Source organism: Pseudomonas sp. B23(2017) (genome assembly GCF_002113725.1).
In the GTDB taxonomy this organism is placed as follows: domain Bacteria; phylum Pseudomonadota; class Gammaproteobacteria; order Pseudomonadales; family Pseudomonadaceae; genus Aquipseudomonas; species Aquipseudomonas putida_Z.
This window is the reverse complement of the sequence record NZ_NEJM01000004.1, coordinates 183,105-200,526: the sequence shown is the minus strand read 5'-3', so window position 1 is coordinate 200,526 and position 17,422 is coordinate 183,105. Positions and strand designations below refer to the sequence as shown.

Genomic DNA, 17,422 nt, shown 5'->3' with positions numbered 1-17,422 from the left:
TCTTAGCGCATCACAAACGGGTCGGGCATCGGCGCGGTGGACAGGTTGATCCACACCGTCTTCAGCTCGGTATAGGCCAGCACCGAATCGATGCCGCTCTCACGGCCGTAGCCGCTGTTCTTGAAGCCACCGATCGGCGCCATGGCCGACACGGCACGGTAGGTGTTGACCCAGATGATCCCCGAACGCACGTCGCGGGCCAGGCGGTGGGCACGGCCCAGGTCGCGGGTCCAGATGCCGGCGGCCAGGCCGAACTGCGAGTCGTTGGCGATGGCCAGGGCCTCTTCCTCGGTCTTGAAGCGGATTACCGCGGCAACCGGGCCGAACACCTCTTCCTGCATGATGGTCATCGAGTTGCTGTCGCACTCGAACAGGGTCGGCTCGTAGAACCAGCCGTCACCCTCGACTTCGGCACGCTTGCCGCCCATGTGCAGCTTGGCGCCTTCGGCCTTGGCCGCGGCCACCAGGCCTTCGACCACGGCCAACTGTTGCGCGGTGGCCATGGGGCCCATTTCGCTGGCATCGTCCTGCGGGTTGCCGATGCGTATGCGCTTGGCGCGGGCGATCAGGCGTTCGACGAACTCGTCGAAGATCTCGTCTTGCACCAGCAGGCGCGAGCCGGCCACGCAGCTTTGCCCGGAGGCGGCATAGATGCCGGCCACGGCGCCGTTGATGGCGCTGTCCAGGTCGGCATCGGCGAAGATGATGTTCGGCGACTTGCCGCCCAGCTCCAGCGACAGCTTGGCGAAGTTCTCGGCGCTGCTGCGCACCACGTGGCGGGCGGTGGCGGCGCCGCCAGTGAAGGCGATCTTGCGCACCAGCGGGTGGCGGGTCAGCGCCGCGCCGGTGCTGGGGCCGTAGCCGGTGACCACGTTGACCACACCGGCCGGGAAGCCGGCCTCGAGGGCCAGGCGGGCCAGCTCGAGGATGGTCGCCGAGGCGTGCTCGGACGGCTTGAGCACGATGGTGTTGCCGGCGGCCAGGGCTGGGGCCAGCTTGATTGCGGTGAGGTACAGCGGGCTGTTCCACGGGATGATCCCGGCCACCACGCCGATCGGCTCGTGCACGGTGTAGGCGAACAGGTCGGGCTTGTCCAGCGGCAGAGTGCCGCCTTCAAGCTTGTCGGCAAGGCCTGCGGTGTAGTGGAAGAACTCCGGCAGGTAGCCGACCTGGCCGCGGGTTTCGCGGATCAGCTTGCCGTTGTCACGGCTTTCCAGCTGGGCCAGGTGTTCCTTGTTTTCGGCAATCAGGTCACCCAGGCGACGCAGCAGCTTGCCGCGCGCGGTGGCGGTGATGCTGCGCCACTCCTTGCTGTCGAAGGCACGCTGGGCGGCCTGCACGGCCAGCTCCACATCGGCCTCGTCGGCGTCGGGCAGTTGCGCCCAGGGCTGGGCGGTGGCCGGGTTGAGGCTGTCGAAGGTCTTGCCGCTCTGGGCATCGCGCCATTGGCCGTCGATGCACATCTGGAAACGAACGAGGGTCATGCAACAATCCCCTTGGCGGATTCGGTGAGGGTGCGGGCTTGCGCGAGGAAGTCCAGCAGCATCTTGTTGACTTCACGCGGTGCTTCCACCGGCATCATATGCCGTTGCTCGGCGAGGACCACGCTGTGCGCGCCAGGAATGCTGGCGGCGAGCTGGCGGGTCATGGCCGGGGTGGAGCCCGAGTCGAGTTCGCCGGTGGCGATCAGCGTCGGCACCTGGATACTGGCCAGGTCGGCGGCGCGGTACATGTCCTGGGTGGCGAACAGCGAATAAGTGGTGTGGTAGCCCTGCGGGTCGTTGCTCGCCAGCACCTGGCGAATGGCGGCGACCTGCGCCGGGTTGGCAGCCTTGTATTCACGGCTGAACCAGCGGTCGAGCGCGGCGTCGACGTTGGCGTCGGGGCCCAGCTGCGCAGCCTGGGCGGCGCGGGCGATAACGCCGGCACTCTGCTCGGGGGTGCGGTTGAACACGCTGTTGAGCACTACCAGTGCAGCCAGGCGCTGCGGGTAGCCGAGGGCAAACGCCCGGGCGACCAGGCCGCCCATGGAGAAGCCGATCACGGTGGCTTGCGCGATCTGCAGGTGGTCGAGCAGTTCGGCGAGCTGGGCGGCATAGCCTTCCAGGCCGATGTCGGCGGCCGGCAGTGCGCTCTGGCCGTGGCCGAGCATGTCGTAGGCGATGACGCGGTAGTCGTTGGCCAGGCCAACGAACTGACCGCCCCACATTTCCTTGTTCAGGCCCACGCCGTGGATCAGTACCACGGGTTGGCCCTGGCCGACGGACAGGTAGCTGGTGCCGGCGGGTGTGCGTTCAGCGACAGGCTGAATCATGGAGGGCGCTCCTTGAAGGTCGGGCGCGGCGGGTAAGCACGCCACGCCCCGGCCCGTCTTGGTTGTTGTTATTGAGCGTTGGCTTTTTCGGCAGCCAGTTCTTCCAGGTCGATGTAGCGGTTGCCGATGCGCGGGTGCAGGCGGCCGCCGTCGGAAGCGCCCAGGACCACGACGATTTCATCGGCGCGCGGGGCATCTTCGATCTGCATTTCCAGGGTGATGTAGTGCGAGCGCAGGCCTTCGTCGTCCTTCTGCATCATCGGGATCTGGATCGAGGTACCCGGGCCGCCGCGCTTGTTGGTGAAGCTCAGGTAGCTCTTGGCCTGTACCGCTTCGCGGTAGTGGTTGCCGAAGCGCAGGGTGTGGATCACCGCCGAGGCGTGTTCGATTTCGCCGTCGGCGCCGACGACTGCGGCCTTGCCGTAGGCTTCGATCTTGTCGGCGCCGCCGATGGCTGCAGTCAGGCGCTCGACCATCAGGGCACCCAGGTCCGAGCAGTTGGCACGGATTTCCGGCTTCAGATCTTCAACGAAACCGCGACCGGCCCATGGGTTCTTGATCACGACGGCCAGGCCGACCATGGTCACCGGCTTGTCGGTGGCCTTGCCGCCTTCGATGCGGGTCTCTTCGGAGTAGGTGACGATCTTGCGGATTTCGAAACTCATGGGTGGCTCCTGGTGAGGGTTATCAGCTCTTGTTGTCTGATGGTATACCATAATATTTGTTGTGCAAGAGGTGGCTGGAAATTTCTCTTGCGAGGGGACGAAAGGCGCTGTGTATCGGGGTTTTTGTGGCGTTCTGTACCGGCCTCTTCGCGGGTGAACCCGCTCCCACAGGTATGACGCAGACCATGAACCCTGTGGGGTACCTGTGGGAGCGGGTTCACCCGCGAAGAGGCCAGTACAGGCAACGGATCAATCCCCAAAAAAAAGCCCGCTCACGCGGGCCACAGGGCCCACGGGAGCGGGCGCGTCCCGCAATGTTTCAGGTAATGGGAAATCAGGCGAACGCCGGCACCACTTCCTTGATGAACAGTTCCAGCGATTTCTTCTTCTCGGCGTGGGGCAGGCTGTTGTCGCACCAGAAGCTGAACTCGTCGACGCCGAGTTCCTGGTAGTACTTGATACGCGCGATGATCTCTTCCGGCGTGCCGATCATGGTGTTCTTGCGGATGTTCTCCAGCTCGAACGCCGGCACTTCGGCGAACTTCGATTCCGGGCTCGGCTCGAGGAAGCCGTTGACCGGGGTGGTCTTGTTGCCGAACCAGGCATCGAAGGTGCGGTAAAAGCGCGAGATGGCCTGGGCGCCGACCTTCCAGCCTTCCGGCTCGGCCGGGCTGTGCACGTGGGTGTGGCGCAGCACCATCAGTTGCGGGCGCGGCACCCCCGGGTTGTTGTCCAGGGCAGCCTGGAACTTGTTCTTCAGGTCCAGCACTTCCTCGTCACCCTTCATCAGCGGGGTGACCATGACGTTGCAGCCATTGGCCACGGCGAAGTTGTGCGAGTCCGGGTCGCGGGCGGCGATCCACATCGGTGGGGTGGCGTTGAACGGCTTCGGCACGCTGGTGGAGGTGGGGAACTTGTAGACTTCGCCGTCATGGGCGTAGTCGCCTTCCCACAGCTTGCGCACCACCGGCACCATTTCGCGCAGGGCCTTGCCGCCGTCGGTGGCCGGCATGCCGCCTGCCATGCGGTCGAATTCGAACTGGTAGGCGCCACGCGCCAGGCCCACTTCCATGCGGCCATTGCTGATCACGTCGAGCAGGGCGCATTCGCCCGCCACGCGGATCGGGTTCCAGAACGGCGCGATGATGGTGCCGGCGCCCAGGCGGATCTTGTCGGTGCGCGCAGCCAGGTAGGCCAGCAGCGGCATCGGGCTTGGCGAAATGGTGTATTCCATGGCGTGGTGTTCGCCGATCCACACGGTGCTGAAACCGCCGTTCTCGGCCATCAGGGTCAGTTCGGTCAGGTCTTCGAACAGCTGGCGGTGGCTGACCTGTTCATCCCAACGTTCCATGTGCACGAACAACGAAAATTTCATGGGGCTTTCCTCAACGCTTGAAAGGGGCTGGCGCCTGGCAGGGTTGGCGCCAGCGGTCTCGATTCAGAATAGGCTTCAGGCAAAGGCCGGCAGGCTGGCCATCTTGCCGCGGCAGTACACCATCGGCCGTGGCGCCTCTTCAGGGACGATCAGGTTGTGCACCTTGCCGACCATGATGGCGTGGTCGCCACCTTCATATTCGCGCCACAGTTCGCATTCGATGACCGCGGTGGCACCGGCCAGGATCGGGTTGCCCAGTTCGCTCAGGGACCACTCGATACCACTGGCCTTGTCCTTGCCCTTCTTGGCGAACGCATAGGCTTCGGCCTGCTGTTCACCGGACAACAGATGAATGGCGAAGCGCTTCTGCCGGATCAGCACGGGGTAGGAGTCGGAGGTGTAGTTGGGGCAGAACAGCACCAGCGGCGGGTCCATCGACAGGGAGGAGAAGGCGCTGGCGGTCAGGCCGACGACCGAACCATCGTCGTCCAGGGTGGTGATGACGGTAACGCCGGACGGGAAGGAGCCCAGGACATGCTTGTAGACGGTTGCGTCGATCATCTGGTGTACCTCTATAGGGCTGCGGTGGTCCGCGGTTTTTATCGTTGATGTGTCTGATGGTATACCGTAATACCTATTTTGCAAGCGGAATTTTCAAGCGAGGGTATTGCGCGATGAACGGCTCAAGCCCGCGTATACCGTGGCTTTGAGCGGTGAGGCGGTTTGCCGCAGGGATTGCGCGAGCGGATCAGTGGGCGTTTTTTCCTACGGATCAGTGTTGTCAAAAGTTTGGAATACCATAATATGGTCCGCAGCTGAGAGGCCGCCTAGATGCGGTTTCCTTACAAAGATAAAAACGACCTTTCGAGCTGAATCCTATGTCCCAACCGTCGTCGCAACACCAGTTTGTCGAGAATCACACGGTCGATTACGTTCCACCTGCCGAGCGCCACGGGAAGGCGCGCGACCTGTTCACCCTCTGGTTCAGTACCAACATCGCGCCACTGCCCATCGTCACCGGCGCCATGGTGGTCCAGGTGTTCCACCTGAACCTGTTGTGGGGCCTGGTCGCCATCGTGCTGGGCCATCTGGTCGGGGGCGTGGTCATTGCCCTTGCTTCTGCGCAGGGACCGCAGCTGGGCATTCCGCAAATGGTGCAGAGCCGTGGCCAGTTCGGCCGCTACGGCGCCTTGCTGATCGTGTTCTTCACCGCGCTGATCTATGTCGGTTTCTTCATTTCCAACATCGTCTTGGCGGGCAAGACCATCCACGGCATCACCCCGAGCGTGCCGATGCCGGGCGCGATCGTGATCGGTGCGCTGAGTGCCACCGCCATTGGCGTGATCGGTTACCGCTTCATCCACATCCTCAACCGCATCGGTACCTGGGTGATGGGGTCGGCGTTGCTGGCCGGTTTCATCATGATGTTCGCCCAGGAACTGCCGGCCGACTTCTTCAGCCGTGGCGCGTTCAACCTGTCGGGCTTCATCGCCACCGTGTCGCTGGGCACCATCTGGCAGATCAGCTTCTCGCCGTATACCTCCGACTACTCGCGCTACCTGCCGCGTGAAGTGGGCATTGCCAAGCCGTTCTGGGCCACCTACTTCGGCGCTACCCTGGGCACCATCCTGTGCTTCAGCTTTGGTGCGGTGGCGGTGCTGTGTGTGCCGGAAGGCACTGATGCGATGGACGCGGTCAAGCAGGCCACCGGCTGGCTGGGCCCGATCCTGATGGTGCTGTTCCTGCTCAACATCATCAGCCACAACGCCCTCAACCTGTATGGCGCGGTGCTGTCGATCGTGACCGCGATCCAGACCTTCATTGCCGAGTGGACGCCGAGCATCAAGGTGCGGGTGGTGCTGGCTGCGGTGATTCTGGTGGGCTGCGGCATGGTCGCGCTGAATGCCTCGGCGGACTTCATCGGCCAGTTCATCGGCCTGATCCTGGCACTGCTGCTGGTGCTGGTGCCGTGGGCATCGATCAACCTGATCGACTTCTACCTGATCAAGAAGGGCCAGTACGACATCGCCTCGATCTTCAGTGCCGACGGCGGCATCTATGGCCGCTTCAACCACCACGCGATCATTGCCTATGCCTGCGGCATCCTGGTGCAGTTGCCGTTTGCCAATACGTCGCTGTATGTGGGGCCGTATTCCAATATCGTCGAAGGGGCTGACCTGTCGTGGCTGTTCGGCCTGCTGGTGACGGTGCCGCTGTATTACTGCCTGGCGACCCGGGGCAAGGCTGCCGAGAAGGCGGGGCGGGTTGTGAGTGTCAATGACTGATAGAGAGTAGTTGCAGGTATTGGGGCCGTGTTGCGCCCCTTCGCGGGCACGCCCGCTCCCACAGGCTTCATGTTGCCCTTGCAGGCAGCACTATCCCTGTGGGAGCGGGCGTGCCCGCGAAGGGCCGCAACGCGGCCCCGGTTATTTCAGCTTGCACCTCGCTGCGGTCAGACGATCGCGATCAGCGGGTCGGCAGCGGCCAGTGCCAAGGCGCGATCAGCCGCTGGCGGGTAGATCCACACCGAGTTGATCTGGCGCTTGAGGTCTTTGCCTTCCTGGCCGTGCAGCTTCAGTTCGCGCTCCCAACCCTCGCTGAACGTCGCGCCCCATTCGCCCAGGTCCAGGCAGGTGACGTACTTGGGCTGGCGGTACACCACCGGCTGCAGGCCGAGCAGGTCGGCCGCGGCGTTGTTGCCGGAGTGGCGGCCCATGGGGATGGCGTGCTGGCAGGTCATCAGGGCGTGGTTGCCCAGCTCGTCCACAGCGGCCCAGGCAGTATCACCCGTGGCGTACACATGGTCCTGGCCCAGCACCTTCAGGTGGCCGTCCACTTTCAGCCGGCCGAAGTTGTCGCGCTCGCCGGCAACCTGCGCGGTCAACGGGCTGGCCTTCACGCCAACGGTCCAGATCACGGTGTTGCTGGCGATATGGTCGCCGTTGTCCAGGGTAACGCCACCGGCATCGACAGCCACCACCGAAGCCCCGGCCTTCCACTCGACCCCGGCCTGTTCGCAGGCGGCGATGATCGACGGCGTGATACCCGCGCCCAGCGCCGCACCAACTTGCGCACCGCGGTCGACCACCACCACCCGCACCGCTGCGCTGGCACCGAGGATGGCACGCAGGCGGGCAGTCATTTCCGTGGCGGTTTCAATACCCGTGAAGCCACCGCCACAGACCACCACGGTGTTGCGTGCAGGCGAAGCGGGTTGGGCGGCCAGGCCGACCAGGTGCTGTTCCAGGCGCATGGCCGATTCCATCTGGTCGACATCGAATGCATGTTCGGCCAGGCCAGGCACTGCCGGGCGTGCGACCTGGCTGCCGGCGGCAAGGATCAGGCGGTCGTAGGCGATCTGTTGCCGGTGCCCCTGGGCGTCGGTGTAGCTGACGCTGCGCCCTTCGGTATCGATGCTGTCGGCGTTGCCCGGGATGAAGTGAATGCCCACGGCTTCGAACAGCTCGCCCAGCGGGGCCTTCATGCCGTGCACGTCGGCCTCGTAGAAGCGCGGGCGGATGCGCAGTTCAGGCTGCGGAGCTAGGACGCTGATGTTGATGTCGGCACGCTGGGCCTGATCGAGTAGGCGCGCAGCGCTCAGGGCGCTCCATACACCGGCAAAGCCGGCACCGATGATGAGGATGTTCGATTTCATGAAGGTGCTCCGCAAGGTTCGAAAGGGGCTTCGAGGGCGGGTTGTGTGCCTCTCGAATAACTACGACTGTATTGATCGTAGTTTGTGCGTGCAAGTCTTTTTTTCCGCATGCCGACACTCCGCATCACCATTTCGCAGCTCGAATAGCTGTATTTACTGGGCTTAAGGGAAAAACAAGGCCGACCGGCGGCAGCTTTGCGCTTTGCGGTGCGGATGCTATCGGCGTATTATTTGCGACAAGATTGGTCGGAGATAGATATGTCGCTCTACAGTGCTGGCGTCGAATACGGTATCCATTGCCTGCTGTTCCTGGTGGACGAGCGGGGCGACTCGCGCGAGTCCAGCGTGCGCGACCTGGCGGAGTTGCAGGGTGTACCCCAGGAGTACCTGGCCAAGGTCTTTACCAAGCTGGCCCGTGCCGGGCTGGTGGCCGCCACCGAGGGCGTGCGTGGCGGCTTCCGGCTGGCGCGGCCGTCGGATGAAATCACCGTGCTGGATATCGTCAATGCCATCGATGGGCCAAAGAAGATCTTCGACTGCCGCGAAGTTCGTGAGCGTTGCAGCCTGTTCGAGGGTTCGCCGCCGGGTTGGGCGACCGAGGGCACCTGCGCGATCCATGCGGTGATGCTGGGTGCGCAGAAGCGCATGGAAGAGGCCTTGGCGCAGCAGACCATCCTTGATCTGGCGCGGCGGTTCGGGCGCAAGGCGCCGGCTGAGTTCGGGCAGAAGGTCAATGCCTGGATGGGTGAGCGGCGGGAGGGCAAAGGGGCAGGGGATATTCCGGTCAGTCAGGTCTGAATCTGTTGCCAGTGCCGGCCTCTTCGCGGGTAAACCCGCTCCCACAGGTACCCCACAAGTTCCAGAGATTGTGATATCCCTGTGGGAGCGGGTTCACCCGCGAAGAGGCCAGTGCAGGCTAACGCCCCTCATGCTGCCGCCGATACGCCCCCGGCTGCACCCCCACCGCCTTGGCGAACGCCCGGGTAAATGCCGCCACCGACTGATACCCCACCTGCGCCCCCACCTGCTCCACGGTATGCCCCGCCCGCAGCAACTGGCTGGCATGGCGCATGCGCAACGCCAGCAGTACTTGCCCCGGCGACTGTCCCGCCAGTTCATTGAAACGCTTGAAAAACGCCGACCGCGACAACCCGGTGCAGGCGGCCATGCTTTCCAGCGTCCACGCTTGCCCCGGTTGCTCGATCAGCTGCTCCAGCAACCCGGCAAACGCCGGTTGCCGGGCGAGGGCGACCAGCCCGCCCAGCGATTGCCCGGCATGCACCTGCTGGCGCAGCACATACAGGAACAACAAGTGCGTCAGCCGCTCCAGCAACGCCTGTGACGGCCCGGCGGCGCGCCGGCATTCCTCCAGGATCAGCTCGAACAACGCCCGCGCCGCATGCCCGGCCGGTTCATCGGCGCGCAGCAATATCCAGTCGGCCAGGCCGTCGACGATCAGCGCCGACAAGCCCGGCTTGAAGTGGAAGAAACCACATACCAGCCCCACGCCATCGACCGCATCGGCGTCCATGGGCTGCATGTGCTGGCGTGGCTGGGCGCAGGCACTGGCCGGGTCCTGGTCGCTGGCCAGGCGATAGCCGAGGTCGCGCAGCAGGAACACCGCATCGCCGGCCTCCAGGCGCAGTGCCTCGGGCTGGCCGTCGATGTGCAGCCAGCAATGCCCTTGCACCACCAGGTGGAAGCTGGCCCGGCCCATGCCTTGGGTGCTGGCGTGCCAGCCGCCGCAGTAGCGGCCCACATGGAACAGGCTGGCATCGAGCTCCAGGCCCTCTAATAACCAATCGACAAGGTGGCTGGACGAAATCATCTAATGCAAAGACTCAAGAGCAAGGAAAGGCGACTGATGAATATGGAGGGTAGTTCTTATAACCAACAGACTGTAGTGACACCCATCAAAGGAGACCACTCCATGTCCTCGCGCATTACTTTACACACGCTGCAGAGCGCCCCGGAAGCGGCCCGTCCGTTCCTCGAGAACGCCCAGAAGAATTCCGGCTTCATCCCCAACCTGCTGGGCGTGCTGGCCAATGCCCCGGCGGCGCTGGAAACCTACGTGACCGTTTCGGCACTCAACGGCAAATCCGAACTGAGCCTGGCCGAGCGTGAAGTGGTGCAGCTGATTGCCGCCACCCAGCATGGCTGTGACTTCTGCGTGGCCGGCCACACGGCCGTGGCCCTGAACAAGGCCAAGCTGCCGCAGGAGGTGGTCGATGCCCTGCGTGCCCGTGGCGAGCTGCCCGATGCCCGGTATGAAACCCTGGCCGCGTTCGCCCGCGAAGTCATCGCCACCCGTGGCAATGTCAGCGAGGCCACTTACCAGGCCTTCCGCGCAGCCGGTTTTAGCGAAGGCAACGCCCTGGAGGTGATTCTGGGCGTGAGCCTCGCAACCCTGTGCAACTTTGCTAATGTGTTCGCCCAGACGCCGCTCAATGACGAGCTCGGCAAGTACCGCTGGCAACCTTCTGCATGATCCGCGCGTGATACCGGTCGTTCCGCGATCGTTGTAGGAGCGGCCTTGTGCCGCGAATGGGCCGCCAAGCGGCCCCGGCGTTTTCAAAGGAGCAAGACCATGCAAGATTGTGCATTTCGACACTGGCTGGATGCCAATGCCGAGGCCATTGACCGCGGCCAGTGCGAGCCGCAGCTGGTGCTGGCGCAAATCGCCGAATCGCAGCTGCTGCGGGTCGGTGTCGACCCGGCCCTGGGCGGCACGGGCGGGCAGGTGACCGACGCGGTCGAGGCCATCGCCGCGATCGCCAGCCGCTCGCTGGCAGCGGCGTTCGTCTGCTGGGGCCAGCGCGCCTTCATCGAATACCTGTTGCACAGCCCCAACCAGCCCCTGCGCGAGCACCTGTTGCCGCGCCTGCTGACTGGCGAACTGGCCGGCGCCACCGGGCTGTCCAATGCCATGAAGTTCCTGTCCGGCATCGAAGCGCTGCAGGTGCGCGGGCGCCCGCAAGCCGATGGCTGGCAGCTGGAAGGGCGCCTGCACTGGGTGACCAACCTGCGCAAAAGCGGCTTCGTGGTGGCTGCGGCTATCGAAGACGAAGCCGGCGGCGCACCGTTCGTGCTGGCCATTCCGTCCGAAGCGCAGGGCCTGGAGCGCTCCGACGACCTGCAACTGATGGGCCTGCAGTCGAGCAACACCGCGGCACTGGCCTTCCACCAGGTGCAATTGCAGCGTGGCTGGTTGTTGCACGAAAATGCCCGTGAGTTCCTGCCCCGGGTACGCCCGGCGTTCCTGGCGCTGCAGTGCGGCATGGCCATTGGCCTGGCGCGGCGGGCGCTGGCGGAAGTGCAGGCACACCTGCATGGCCGTGCCTCGTTCCTCGACGAAGCACGCCAGGTGCTCGGCGAGCGCCTGGAAAACACCGTGAGCGAGCTCAAGCAGGGCCAGCTCGATGGCCGCTTCCAGCAGCAGCCGGCAGCCTTGTTCAAGCTGCGCATAACCCTGGCCGAAAGCGCTGCTGACGCCGTGCAACTGGAGTTGCAGGCCAGTGGTGGCAAGGCCTACCTCAGCGAGTATGGCGAAGGCTTTGCCCGCCGCTGGCGCGAGTCGGCCTTCGTGCCGATCGTCACGCCCAGCCTGGTGCAACTGCGCGCCGAACTGCAACGCCAGGCGGGCGCGGCATGAGCCAAGTGTTGCTCGAAGCCCGCGACATCAGCCTGGGCTACCCGCGCGAGGGTGGCTGGCAGGCGGTGCTGGCGCAGTTCGACCTGCAGCTGGCCCCCGGCGAAGTGGTGACCATCCTCGGCCCCAGCGGGGTCGGCAAGTCCAGCCTGCTGCGGGTACTGGCCGGCCTGCAGCAGCCCCGCGGTGGCAGCGTGACCCTGCACGGCCAGCCGCTGCAGGGCCCGCACCCACGCCTGGCGGTGGCCTTCCAGGACCCGAGCCTGTTGCCCTGGCTGAGCCTGGAGAAGAACGTCGCCTTCGGCCTGGACTTCGCCCGCCAGCCAAAACTTGCCGCCGCCGAACGGCGCGCACGCATCGACCATGCGATTGCTGCCGTGGGCCTGGCCCATGCTCGCGGCCAGTACCCGGCGCAGTTGTCCGGCGGCATGGCCCAGCGCACCGCGCTGGCCCGCTGCCTGGCCCGCCAGCCCGAAGTGCTGTTGCTCGACGAGCCGTTCGGCGCGTTGGATGAAGTGACCCGGGCCGACATGCAGCAACTGCTGCTGCAACTGATCGCCACCCACAACACGGCGGCGGTGCTGATCACCCACGATATCGACGAAGCCCTGCTGCTGTCTGACCGGGTCCTGCTACTGGGCAACCACCCAGCGCATACCCTCGGCCAGTGGCGCATCGACCTGCCGCAACCACGGACGCAGCGGGTCGAGGAACTGGGCGCCTTGCGCATCGAAATCCTCAAAACCCTTCGGCGGGCAAGCCGCACAGTCGAACCTACCCCAACCCCGTTGCCCTCGGAGGCTGTCCATGTGCATGGATGACTGCTGTTCCTCTTCTTCGCGTCGCGATTTCCTCAAGCTCGGCGCCATGCTCACGGCCGCCGGTGCACTGCCGTTGCTGTCGAGCCTGCAGGCCCGTGCCGCCGCCGAGCCGGACGCGCCAGTGCGTATCGGCTACCTGCCGATCACTGACGCCACGCCACTGCTGGTGGCGCACAACAACGGCCTGTTCGAGGCCGAAGGCATCAAGGCCGAGCGCCCGGTGCTGCTGCGCAGCTGGGCGCAGGTGATCGAGGCGTTCATCTCCGGCCAGGTCAACGTCATCCACCTGCTGTCGCCGATGACCGTATGGGCCCGCTACGGCAGCAAGGTGCCGGCCAAGGTGGTGGCCTGGAACCACGTGGGCGGTTCAGGCCTGACCGTGGCCCCGGACATCAGCGACATGAAACAGCTGGGCGGCAAGACCGTGGCCATCCCGTTCTGGTACTCGATCCACAACGTGGTGCTGCAACAGATGCTCAACGACAACGGCCTGACCCCGGTGTCGAAGCCGGCCAATGCGCCACTGGCCGGCAACGAAGTCAACCTGCTGGTATTGCCGCCGTCCGACATGCCGCCGGCGCTGGCCAGCAAACGCATCGCTGGCTATATCGTCGCCGAGCCATTCAACGCCCTGGCCGAGAACCTCAAGGTTGGCCGCGTGCAGCGCTTCACCGGCGATGTGTGGCGCAACCACGCCTGCTGCGTGGTGTTCATGCACGAGCACGACCTGAACAACCGCCCGGAGTGGTCGCAGAAGGTGGTCAACGCCATCGTCAAGGCCCAGCACTGGACCCGTGACCACCGCGCCGAGGCCGCTGCATTGTTGTCCAAGGCCGGCCCCAACAAGTACACCCCGCATGAACCAGCGGTGCTCGGCAAAGTGCTGGCCCCGGCCGCCGAGGACCGTGCCGGTTACATTGCCAGTGGCGCCATTCGCCACCAGCAGTGGGACGAAAAGCGCATCGATTTCCAGCCTTACCCGTTCCCCAGCTACACTGAAGAGCTGGTCAAGCGCCTGAAAACCACCCTGATCGAGGGCGACAGCGCGTTCCTGGCCGGCCTGGACCCGGCACAGACCGCCCGCGACCTGGTCGACGACCGCTTCGTGCGCAACGCCATCGCCAGCGTTGGCGGGCCGTCGGTGTTCGGCATTGCCGATAACTTCGAGCGTAGCGAGGAGTTCGCGGTCTGATGCGCACGCATGTCGTTCATGCCGGCCTGGGGCTGGCCGGGTTGCTGGGTTTGTTGCTGTTGTGGTGGGCCGGTGTCGCGCTGTTCGGCCAGGCCGATGGCCTGTCGGCGCGCTTTTCGCCGGCAGCGACCCTGGCCAGCCTGGTCGAGTTGCTGGGGCAGGGCGAGGTGTACGGGCATATCTGGGTCAGCCTCAAGCGTATCCTGGTCGGGCTGCTGCTGGCGCTGCTGATCGGCGTGCCGCTGGGCTTGCTGGTGGGCAGCTACCGGCACCTGGAGGCTGCGACCACACCGGCGTTCCAGTTCCTGCGCATGATCTCGCCGCTGTCGTGGATGCCGGTGGTGGTGATGCTGATGGGCGTGGGGGACCAGCCTATCTACTTTCTGCTGGCGTTTGCCGCGTTGTGGCCGATCTTGCTGAACACGGCGGCCGGGGTAAGGCAGCTGGACCCGCGCTGGTTGCAGTTGAGCCGCAGTTTGAGTGCCACGCGCCGGGAGACCTTGTGCAAGGTGATCGTGCCCGGGGTGATCGGCCATGTGCTGACCGGCGTGCGCCTGGCCATCGGCATCCTGTGGATCGTGCTGGTGCCGTGCGAAATGCTCGGGGTGAGTGCGGGGCTGGGGTACTTCATTCTCGATACCCGCGACCGGCTGGCGTATTCCGAGCTGATGGCGATGGTGCTGCTGATCGGGGTGCTGGGGTTTGTGCTGGATGCCCTGGCGCGTGGGCTGCACCGGCGTTGGGTGCATGGCTGAGGGGCCAGTGGGGCTTCTTCGCGGCTAAACCCGCTCCCATGGAACTGCACATAACTCATTGAATTAGCAGGGACCCTGTGGGAGCGGCTTTAGCCGCGAACACCGGCGCAGCCGGTGCCATGCACCGCGTTGGATTCTTCGCGGCTAAAGCCGCTCCCACAGGGTACGAGGATCGCTTGCAAATTCAGTTATCTGTGCGACAGCACAACCCAAAGGGCTGGGCAATCTCCCACAGGCCCTTGGGTCAATGCACGGTCTTGCGCTGCCGTACACACTCCTGGGCCTGAGCGGTCAGTTCGTCCAGCCGCTCATCCCGCATCTGTTCCGCTTCGATCATCGCATCCTCACCCTGCTGGTTGAGCAGGTAGGTATGGATCTGCATCACTTCCGCCGTCTGGTAGATCGGCGCAATATCCAGCCGTCCGATCAGCGCGCCGCTAGCCCGCCCGGTACTGCTCATCAGTACCTGCGGCCCGTTGGCGGCCACCACCTGCATGCCCATCGCCTCGAACCACGGTACCTGGCTGGCAAAGGCATTCAGCTCGACGCAGGCGTGGCGTGCCTGCAGGTCGCCCAGCAGGGCGCGGGCGATGCCCTGGCGACGATGGCTGGCGCGCACGGCCAGGAACGCCAGGGCGCACGCCTGTTCGTCGTCCTCGGCCGGCAGCGACAGGGCAAACCCCAGCAATTGGTCCGGTGCCTCTGCATCCAGCGCCAGGGTCAGCGTCACGGCCAGGCCGCGGGTGCCGTCCAGTGCTTGCAGGTACTGATGCACCTCCATGCCGACGCCGTACTGGTACAGCGGGTACAGCGGGTTGTCGGCACTGATAGCGACACTGCTCAGTTCGCCGACGTGGTGGATCACCAGTTCGCGGATCTGGTTCTGGAAAGATTCAGGCGGCACGCTGTCGAGGCGGCTCAGGATGAACATCGGGGGGCGGGCTCCGGCGGGTAGATGGACGGCCCGCGCCATGCGGGCGCGGGCTGTACAGTCTAACCGGTTTTGCCGATCAGCCTTGTACCTGCAATGCACCGAGCATCAGGTCGAGGTTTTGCACCGCCGCACCGGAGGCACCTTTGCCGAGGTTGTCGAACACTGCGGTCAGCAGCACCTGGCCATGCTCAGGGTTGGCGTAAAGCGCCAGGCGCAGGTCGTTGCTGTCGTTCAACGCCTCGGGGTCGAGGTTCGGCGCTGCGCCTTGCTGGTGCAGGGGCATCAGTTGGACGTGGCGGGCACCCTGGTAGTGCTGCTGCAGGCAGGCCTGCAGCTGTTCGGCACTGACCTGGCCGGGCAGCAGGCGCAACTGCAGCGGGATGCTCAGCACGATGCCTTGGCGGTAGGCACCGTAGCCGGGCATGAACATCGGCCGCGCCGACAGCCCGGCGTGCTGCTGGATTTCCGGCACGTGCTTGTGCGCCAGTTCCAGGCCGTACAGTTGCAGGGCCGGGGTTTTGCCGGCGGCGGGCTGTTCATGCCGTTCGACCGCGGCGCGGCCACCACCGGAATAGCCGGAGATGGCGTGGATGTTCAGCGGGTAATCCGCTGGCAGCAGGCCGGCCTTGACCAGTGGGCGCAACAGGGCGATGGCGCCGGTGGGGTAGCAGCCGGGGTTGCTGACGCGCTTGCTGTGCGCGATGCGCTCGGCTTGCTGCTCGTCGAGCTCCGGCAGGCCATAGACCCAGCCTGGGCTGGTGCGGTGCGCGGAGCTTGCGTCGATCACCCGCACCTGCGGGTTGTGGATCGCCGCCACGGCCTCGCGGGCGGCATCGTCGGGCAGGCACAGCAGGGCGATGTCGGCGCTGTTGATTGCCTCGCGGCGCCGTTGCGGGTCTTTGCGCTCGGCTTCGGGCAGGGTCAGCAGGCGCAGATCGCTGCGGCCTTGCAGGCGGGCATGGATCTGCAGGCCGGTGGTGCCTTGGTCACCGTCGATGAAGACAACAGGGGTGTGCATGGTCAAAGTCCGGTCGGGGAGGGATGGCCTATGCTCGCTTGTGGCTTTGGTAAAGAAAATTTGAATATGATGATCGATATGTTCATCTTTTCTGAATGAGTTTGGCCCATGCGCGAAATCAGCCTCGATCGCCTCCGCACCCTGGTGGTCATCTCCGACCTGGGCTCCTTTGCCGAAGCCGCCCGCCAGCTCAACCTGGCACCGCCCACCATCAGCCTGCACGTGGCCGAGCTGGAGGCGCGCATCGGCGCCCCGTTGCTAACCCGCACCCGCGGCCAGGTGCGGCCCACGGTCATCGGCGAAACCCTGCTGGCCCGTGCCCGCCGCCTGCTGGCCGACGCCGACCTGGCGCTGGATGAAGTGCGCCGGCAGGTAGAGGGCCTTACCGGCCGGGTGCGCCTGGGCGCTTCCACCGGTGCCATCGCCCACCTGCTGCCGCAGGCGCTGGAGCACTTGCGTACGGTGCACCCGGGGATCGATGTGCAGGTACAGGTGCTGACCTCCCAGGCCTCGTTGGCGCGCTTGCGCGAGGGCACGCTGGATATCGGCCTGGTGGCCTTGCCACAGGTGGCCGACAAAGGGCTTGCGGTTACGCCCTGGCGGCGCGACCCGATCCTGGCCTACGTGCCGGCCGACTGGCAGCCACCGGCCAAGGTCACGCCGGCCTGGCTGGCGCAGCGGGCGTTGATCCTCAACGACAGCAGCACCCAGCTTTCGCGGGTGACCGGCGAGTGGTTCGCGGCAGCGGGGTTGTACCCCGAGCCGCGAATCGAGCTGAACTACAACGATGCGATCAAGAGCCTGGTCGGGGCCGGGTATGGGGCGACATTGTTGCCGCAGGAGGGGGAGTCGGCCGAGCTGGACCGGCGCATCGCCCGCCGGCCGCTGCGGCCGGGGTTGTGGCGGCAACTGGGCATTGCCTGCCGGGAAGGGCAGGTGGAGCGGGCCACGGGGTATGTGTTGCAGGCGTTGGAGCGGTTGCGCCAGTGAGGCCCTGGGGCTGCTTTGCAGCCCTTTCGCGACACAAGGCCGCTCCTACAA

At 65.2% G+C, this 17,422-nt stretch carries 17 protein-coding genes; 8 read left to right on the top strand and 9 right to left on the bottom strand.

Features of this window, described 5'->3' with window-relative positions:
• Positions 1–2: 2 nt before the first annotated feature.
• The 5 genes from CAG46_RS08845 to CAG46_RS08825 form a co-directional block, all read right to left on the bottom strand.
• Positions 3–1,484 carry an aldehyde dehydrogenase gene (locus CAG46_RS08845; RefSeq protein WP_085617093.1) on the bottom strand — a complete coding sequence of 494 codons (1,482 nt, stop codon included), beginning with the start codon at positions 1,482–1,484 and terminating at the stop codon, positions 3–5.
• A complete protein-coding gene (locus CAG46_RS08840; protein WP_025338790.1) occupies positions 1,481–2,314 on the bottom strand; it encodes an alpha/beta fold hydrolase in 834 nt (277 codons plus the stop codon). The genes CAG46_RS08845 and CAG46_RS08840 overlap by 4 nt, the downstream gene beginning before the upstream one ends.
• A 68-nt stretch (positions 2,315–2,382) precedes the next feature.
• Entirely contained in the window at positions 2,383–2,979 is a 597-nt protein-coding gene (locus CAG46_RS08835) for an amino acid synthesis family protein (protein ID WP_003258678.1), read from the bottom strand.
• A gap of 334 nt (positions 2,980–3,313) precedes the next feature.
• Entirely contained in the window at positions 3,314–4,354 is a 1,041-nt protein-coding gene (locus CAG46_RS08830; RefSeq protein WP_025338791.1) for an LLM class flavin-dependent oxidoreductase, read from the bottom strand.
• Between the two features lie 75 nt (positions 4,355–4,429).
• Entirely contained in the window at positions 4,430–4,915 is a 486-nt protein-coding gene (locus CAG46_RS08825; protein ID WP_003259250.1) for a flavin reductase family protein, read from the bottom strand.
• A 317-nt stretch (positions 4,916–5,232) separates the two neighbouring features.
• Here CAG46_RS08825 and CAG46_RS08820 point away from each other — a divergent pair, with 317 nt between their 5' ends.
• Positions 5,233–6,639: a cytosine permease gene (locus tag CAG46_RS08820; protein ID WP_025338792.1), complete on the top strand. Its 1,407-nt coding sequence runs from the start codon at positions 5,233–5,235 to the stop codon at positions 6,637–6,639.
• A gap of 167 nt (positions 6,640–6,806) precedes the next feature.
• Here CAG46_RS08820 and CAG46_RS08815 read toward each other — a convergent pair whose 3' ends face one another.
• A complete protein-coding gene (locus CAG46_RS08815) occupies positions 6,807–8,009 on the bottom strand; it encodes an NAD(P)/FAD-dependent oxidoreductase (RefSeq protein ID WP_085617091.1) in 1,203 nt (400 codons plus the stop codon).
• 258 nt (positions 8,010–8,267) lie between these two features.
• Here CAG46_RS08815 and CAG46_RS08810 point away from each other — a divergent pair, with 258 nt between their 5' ends.
• Entirely contained in the window at positions 8,268–8,807 is a 540-nt protein-coding gene (locus CAG46_RS08810) for an Rrf2 family transcriptional regulator (protein ID WP_003259245.1), read from the top strand.
• 118 nt (positions 8,808–8,925) lie between these two features.
• Here CAG46_RS08810 and CAG46_RS08805 read toward each other — a convergent pair whose 3' ends face one another.
• Positions 8,926–9,837, bottom strand: a complete 912-nt coding sequence (locus CAG46_RS08805) for an AraC family transcriptional regulator (protein WP_025338796.1) — start codon at positions 9,835–9,837, stop codon at positions 8,926–8,928.
• A 102-nt stretch (positions 9,838–9,939) separates the two neighbouring features.
• Between CAG46_RS08805 and CAG46_RS08800 the strand changes: the two genes are divergently transcribed.
• From CAG46_RS08800 to CAG46_RS08780, 5 genes are all read left to right on the top strand, one after another.
• On the top strand, positions 9,940–10,500 hold the full coding sequence (locus CAG46_RS08800) for a carboxymuconolactone decarboxylase family protein (RefSeq protein ID WP_046615469.1): 561 nt from the start codon (positions 9,940–9,942) through the stop codon (positions 10,498–10,500).
• A 99-nt stretch (positions 10,501–10,599) separates the two neighbouring features.
• Positions 10,600–11,664 (top strand): acyl-CoA dehydrogenase family protein, encoded by a 1,065-nt coding sequence (locus CAG46_RS08795; protein ID WP_085617089.1) that lies wholly within the window; start codon positions 10,600–10,602, stop codon positions 11,662–11,664.
• Positions 11,661–12,482, top strand: coding sequence for an ABC transporter ATP-binding protein (locus CAG46_RS08790; RefSeq protein WP_025338798.1), 822 nt, complete (start codon positions 11,661–11,663; stop codon positions 12,480–12,482). Before CAG46_RS08795 ends, CAG46_RS08790 begins: the two co-directional genes overlap by 4 nt.
• On the top strand, positions 12,469–13,674 hold the full coding sequence (locus CAG46_RS08785) for an ABC transporter substrate-binding protein (protein WP_085591593.1): 1,206 nt from the start codon (positions 12,469–12,471) through the stop codon (positions 13,672–13,674). Before CAG46_RS08790 ends, CAG46_RS08785 begins: the two co-directional genes overlap by 14 nt.
• Entirely contained in the window at positions 13,674–14,429 is a 756-nt protein-coding gene (locus CAG46_RS08780; protein WP_015270722.1) for an ABC transporter permease, read from the top strand. Before CAG46_RS08785 ends, CAG46_RS08780 begins: the two co-directional genes overlap by 1 nt.
• Positions 14,430–14,673: 244 nt before the next feature.
• Here the strand turns inward: CAG46_RS08780 and CAG46_RS08775 are convergent, their stop codons facing one another.
• Together CAG46_RS08775 and argC are read right to left on the bottom strand one after the other, a co-directional pair.
• Entirely contained in the window at positions 14,674–15,360 is a 687-nt protein-coding gene (locus CAG46_RS08775) for a GNAT family N-acetyltransferase (RefSeq protein ID WP_025338801.1), read from the bottom strand.
• Between the two features lie 79 nt (positions 15,361–15,439).
• On the bottom strand, positions 15,440–16,381 hold the full coding sequence (argC, locus tag CAG46_RS08770) for an N-acetyl-gamma-glutamyl-phosphate reductase (protein WP_085617087.1): 942 nt from the start codon (positions 16,379–16,381) through the stop codon (positions 15,440–15,442).
• Positions 16,382–16,489: 108 nt separating this feature from the next.
• Here argC and CAG46_RS08765 point away from each other — a divergent pair, with 108 nt between their 5' ends.
• Positions 16,490–17,371, top strand: coding sequence for a LysR family transcriptional regulator (locus CAG46_RS08765; RefSeq protein ID WP_085617085.1), 882 nt, complete (start codon positions 16,490–16,492; stop codon positions 17,369–17,371).
• Positions 17,372–17,422 lie beyond the last annotated feature (51 nt).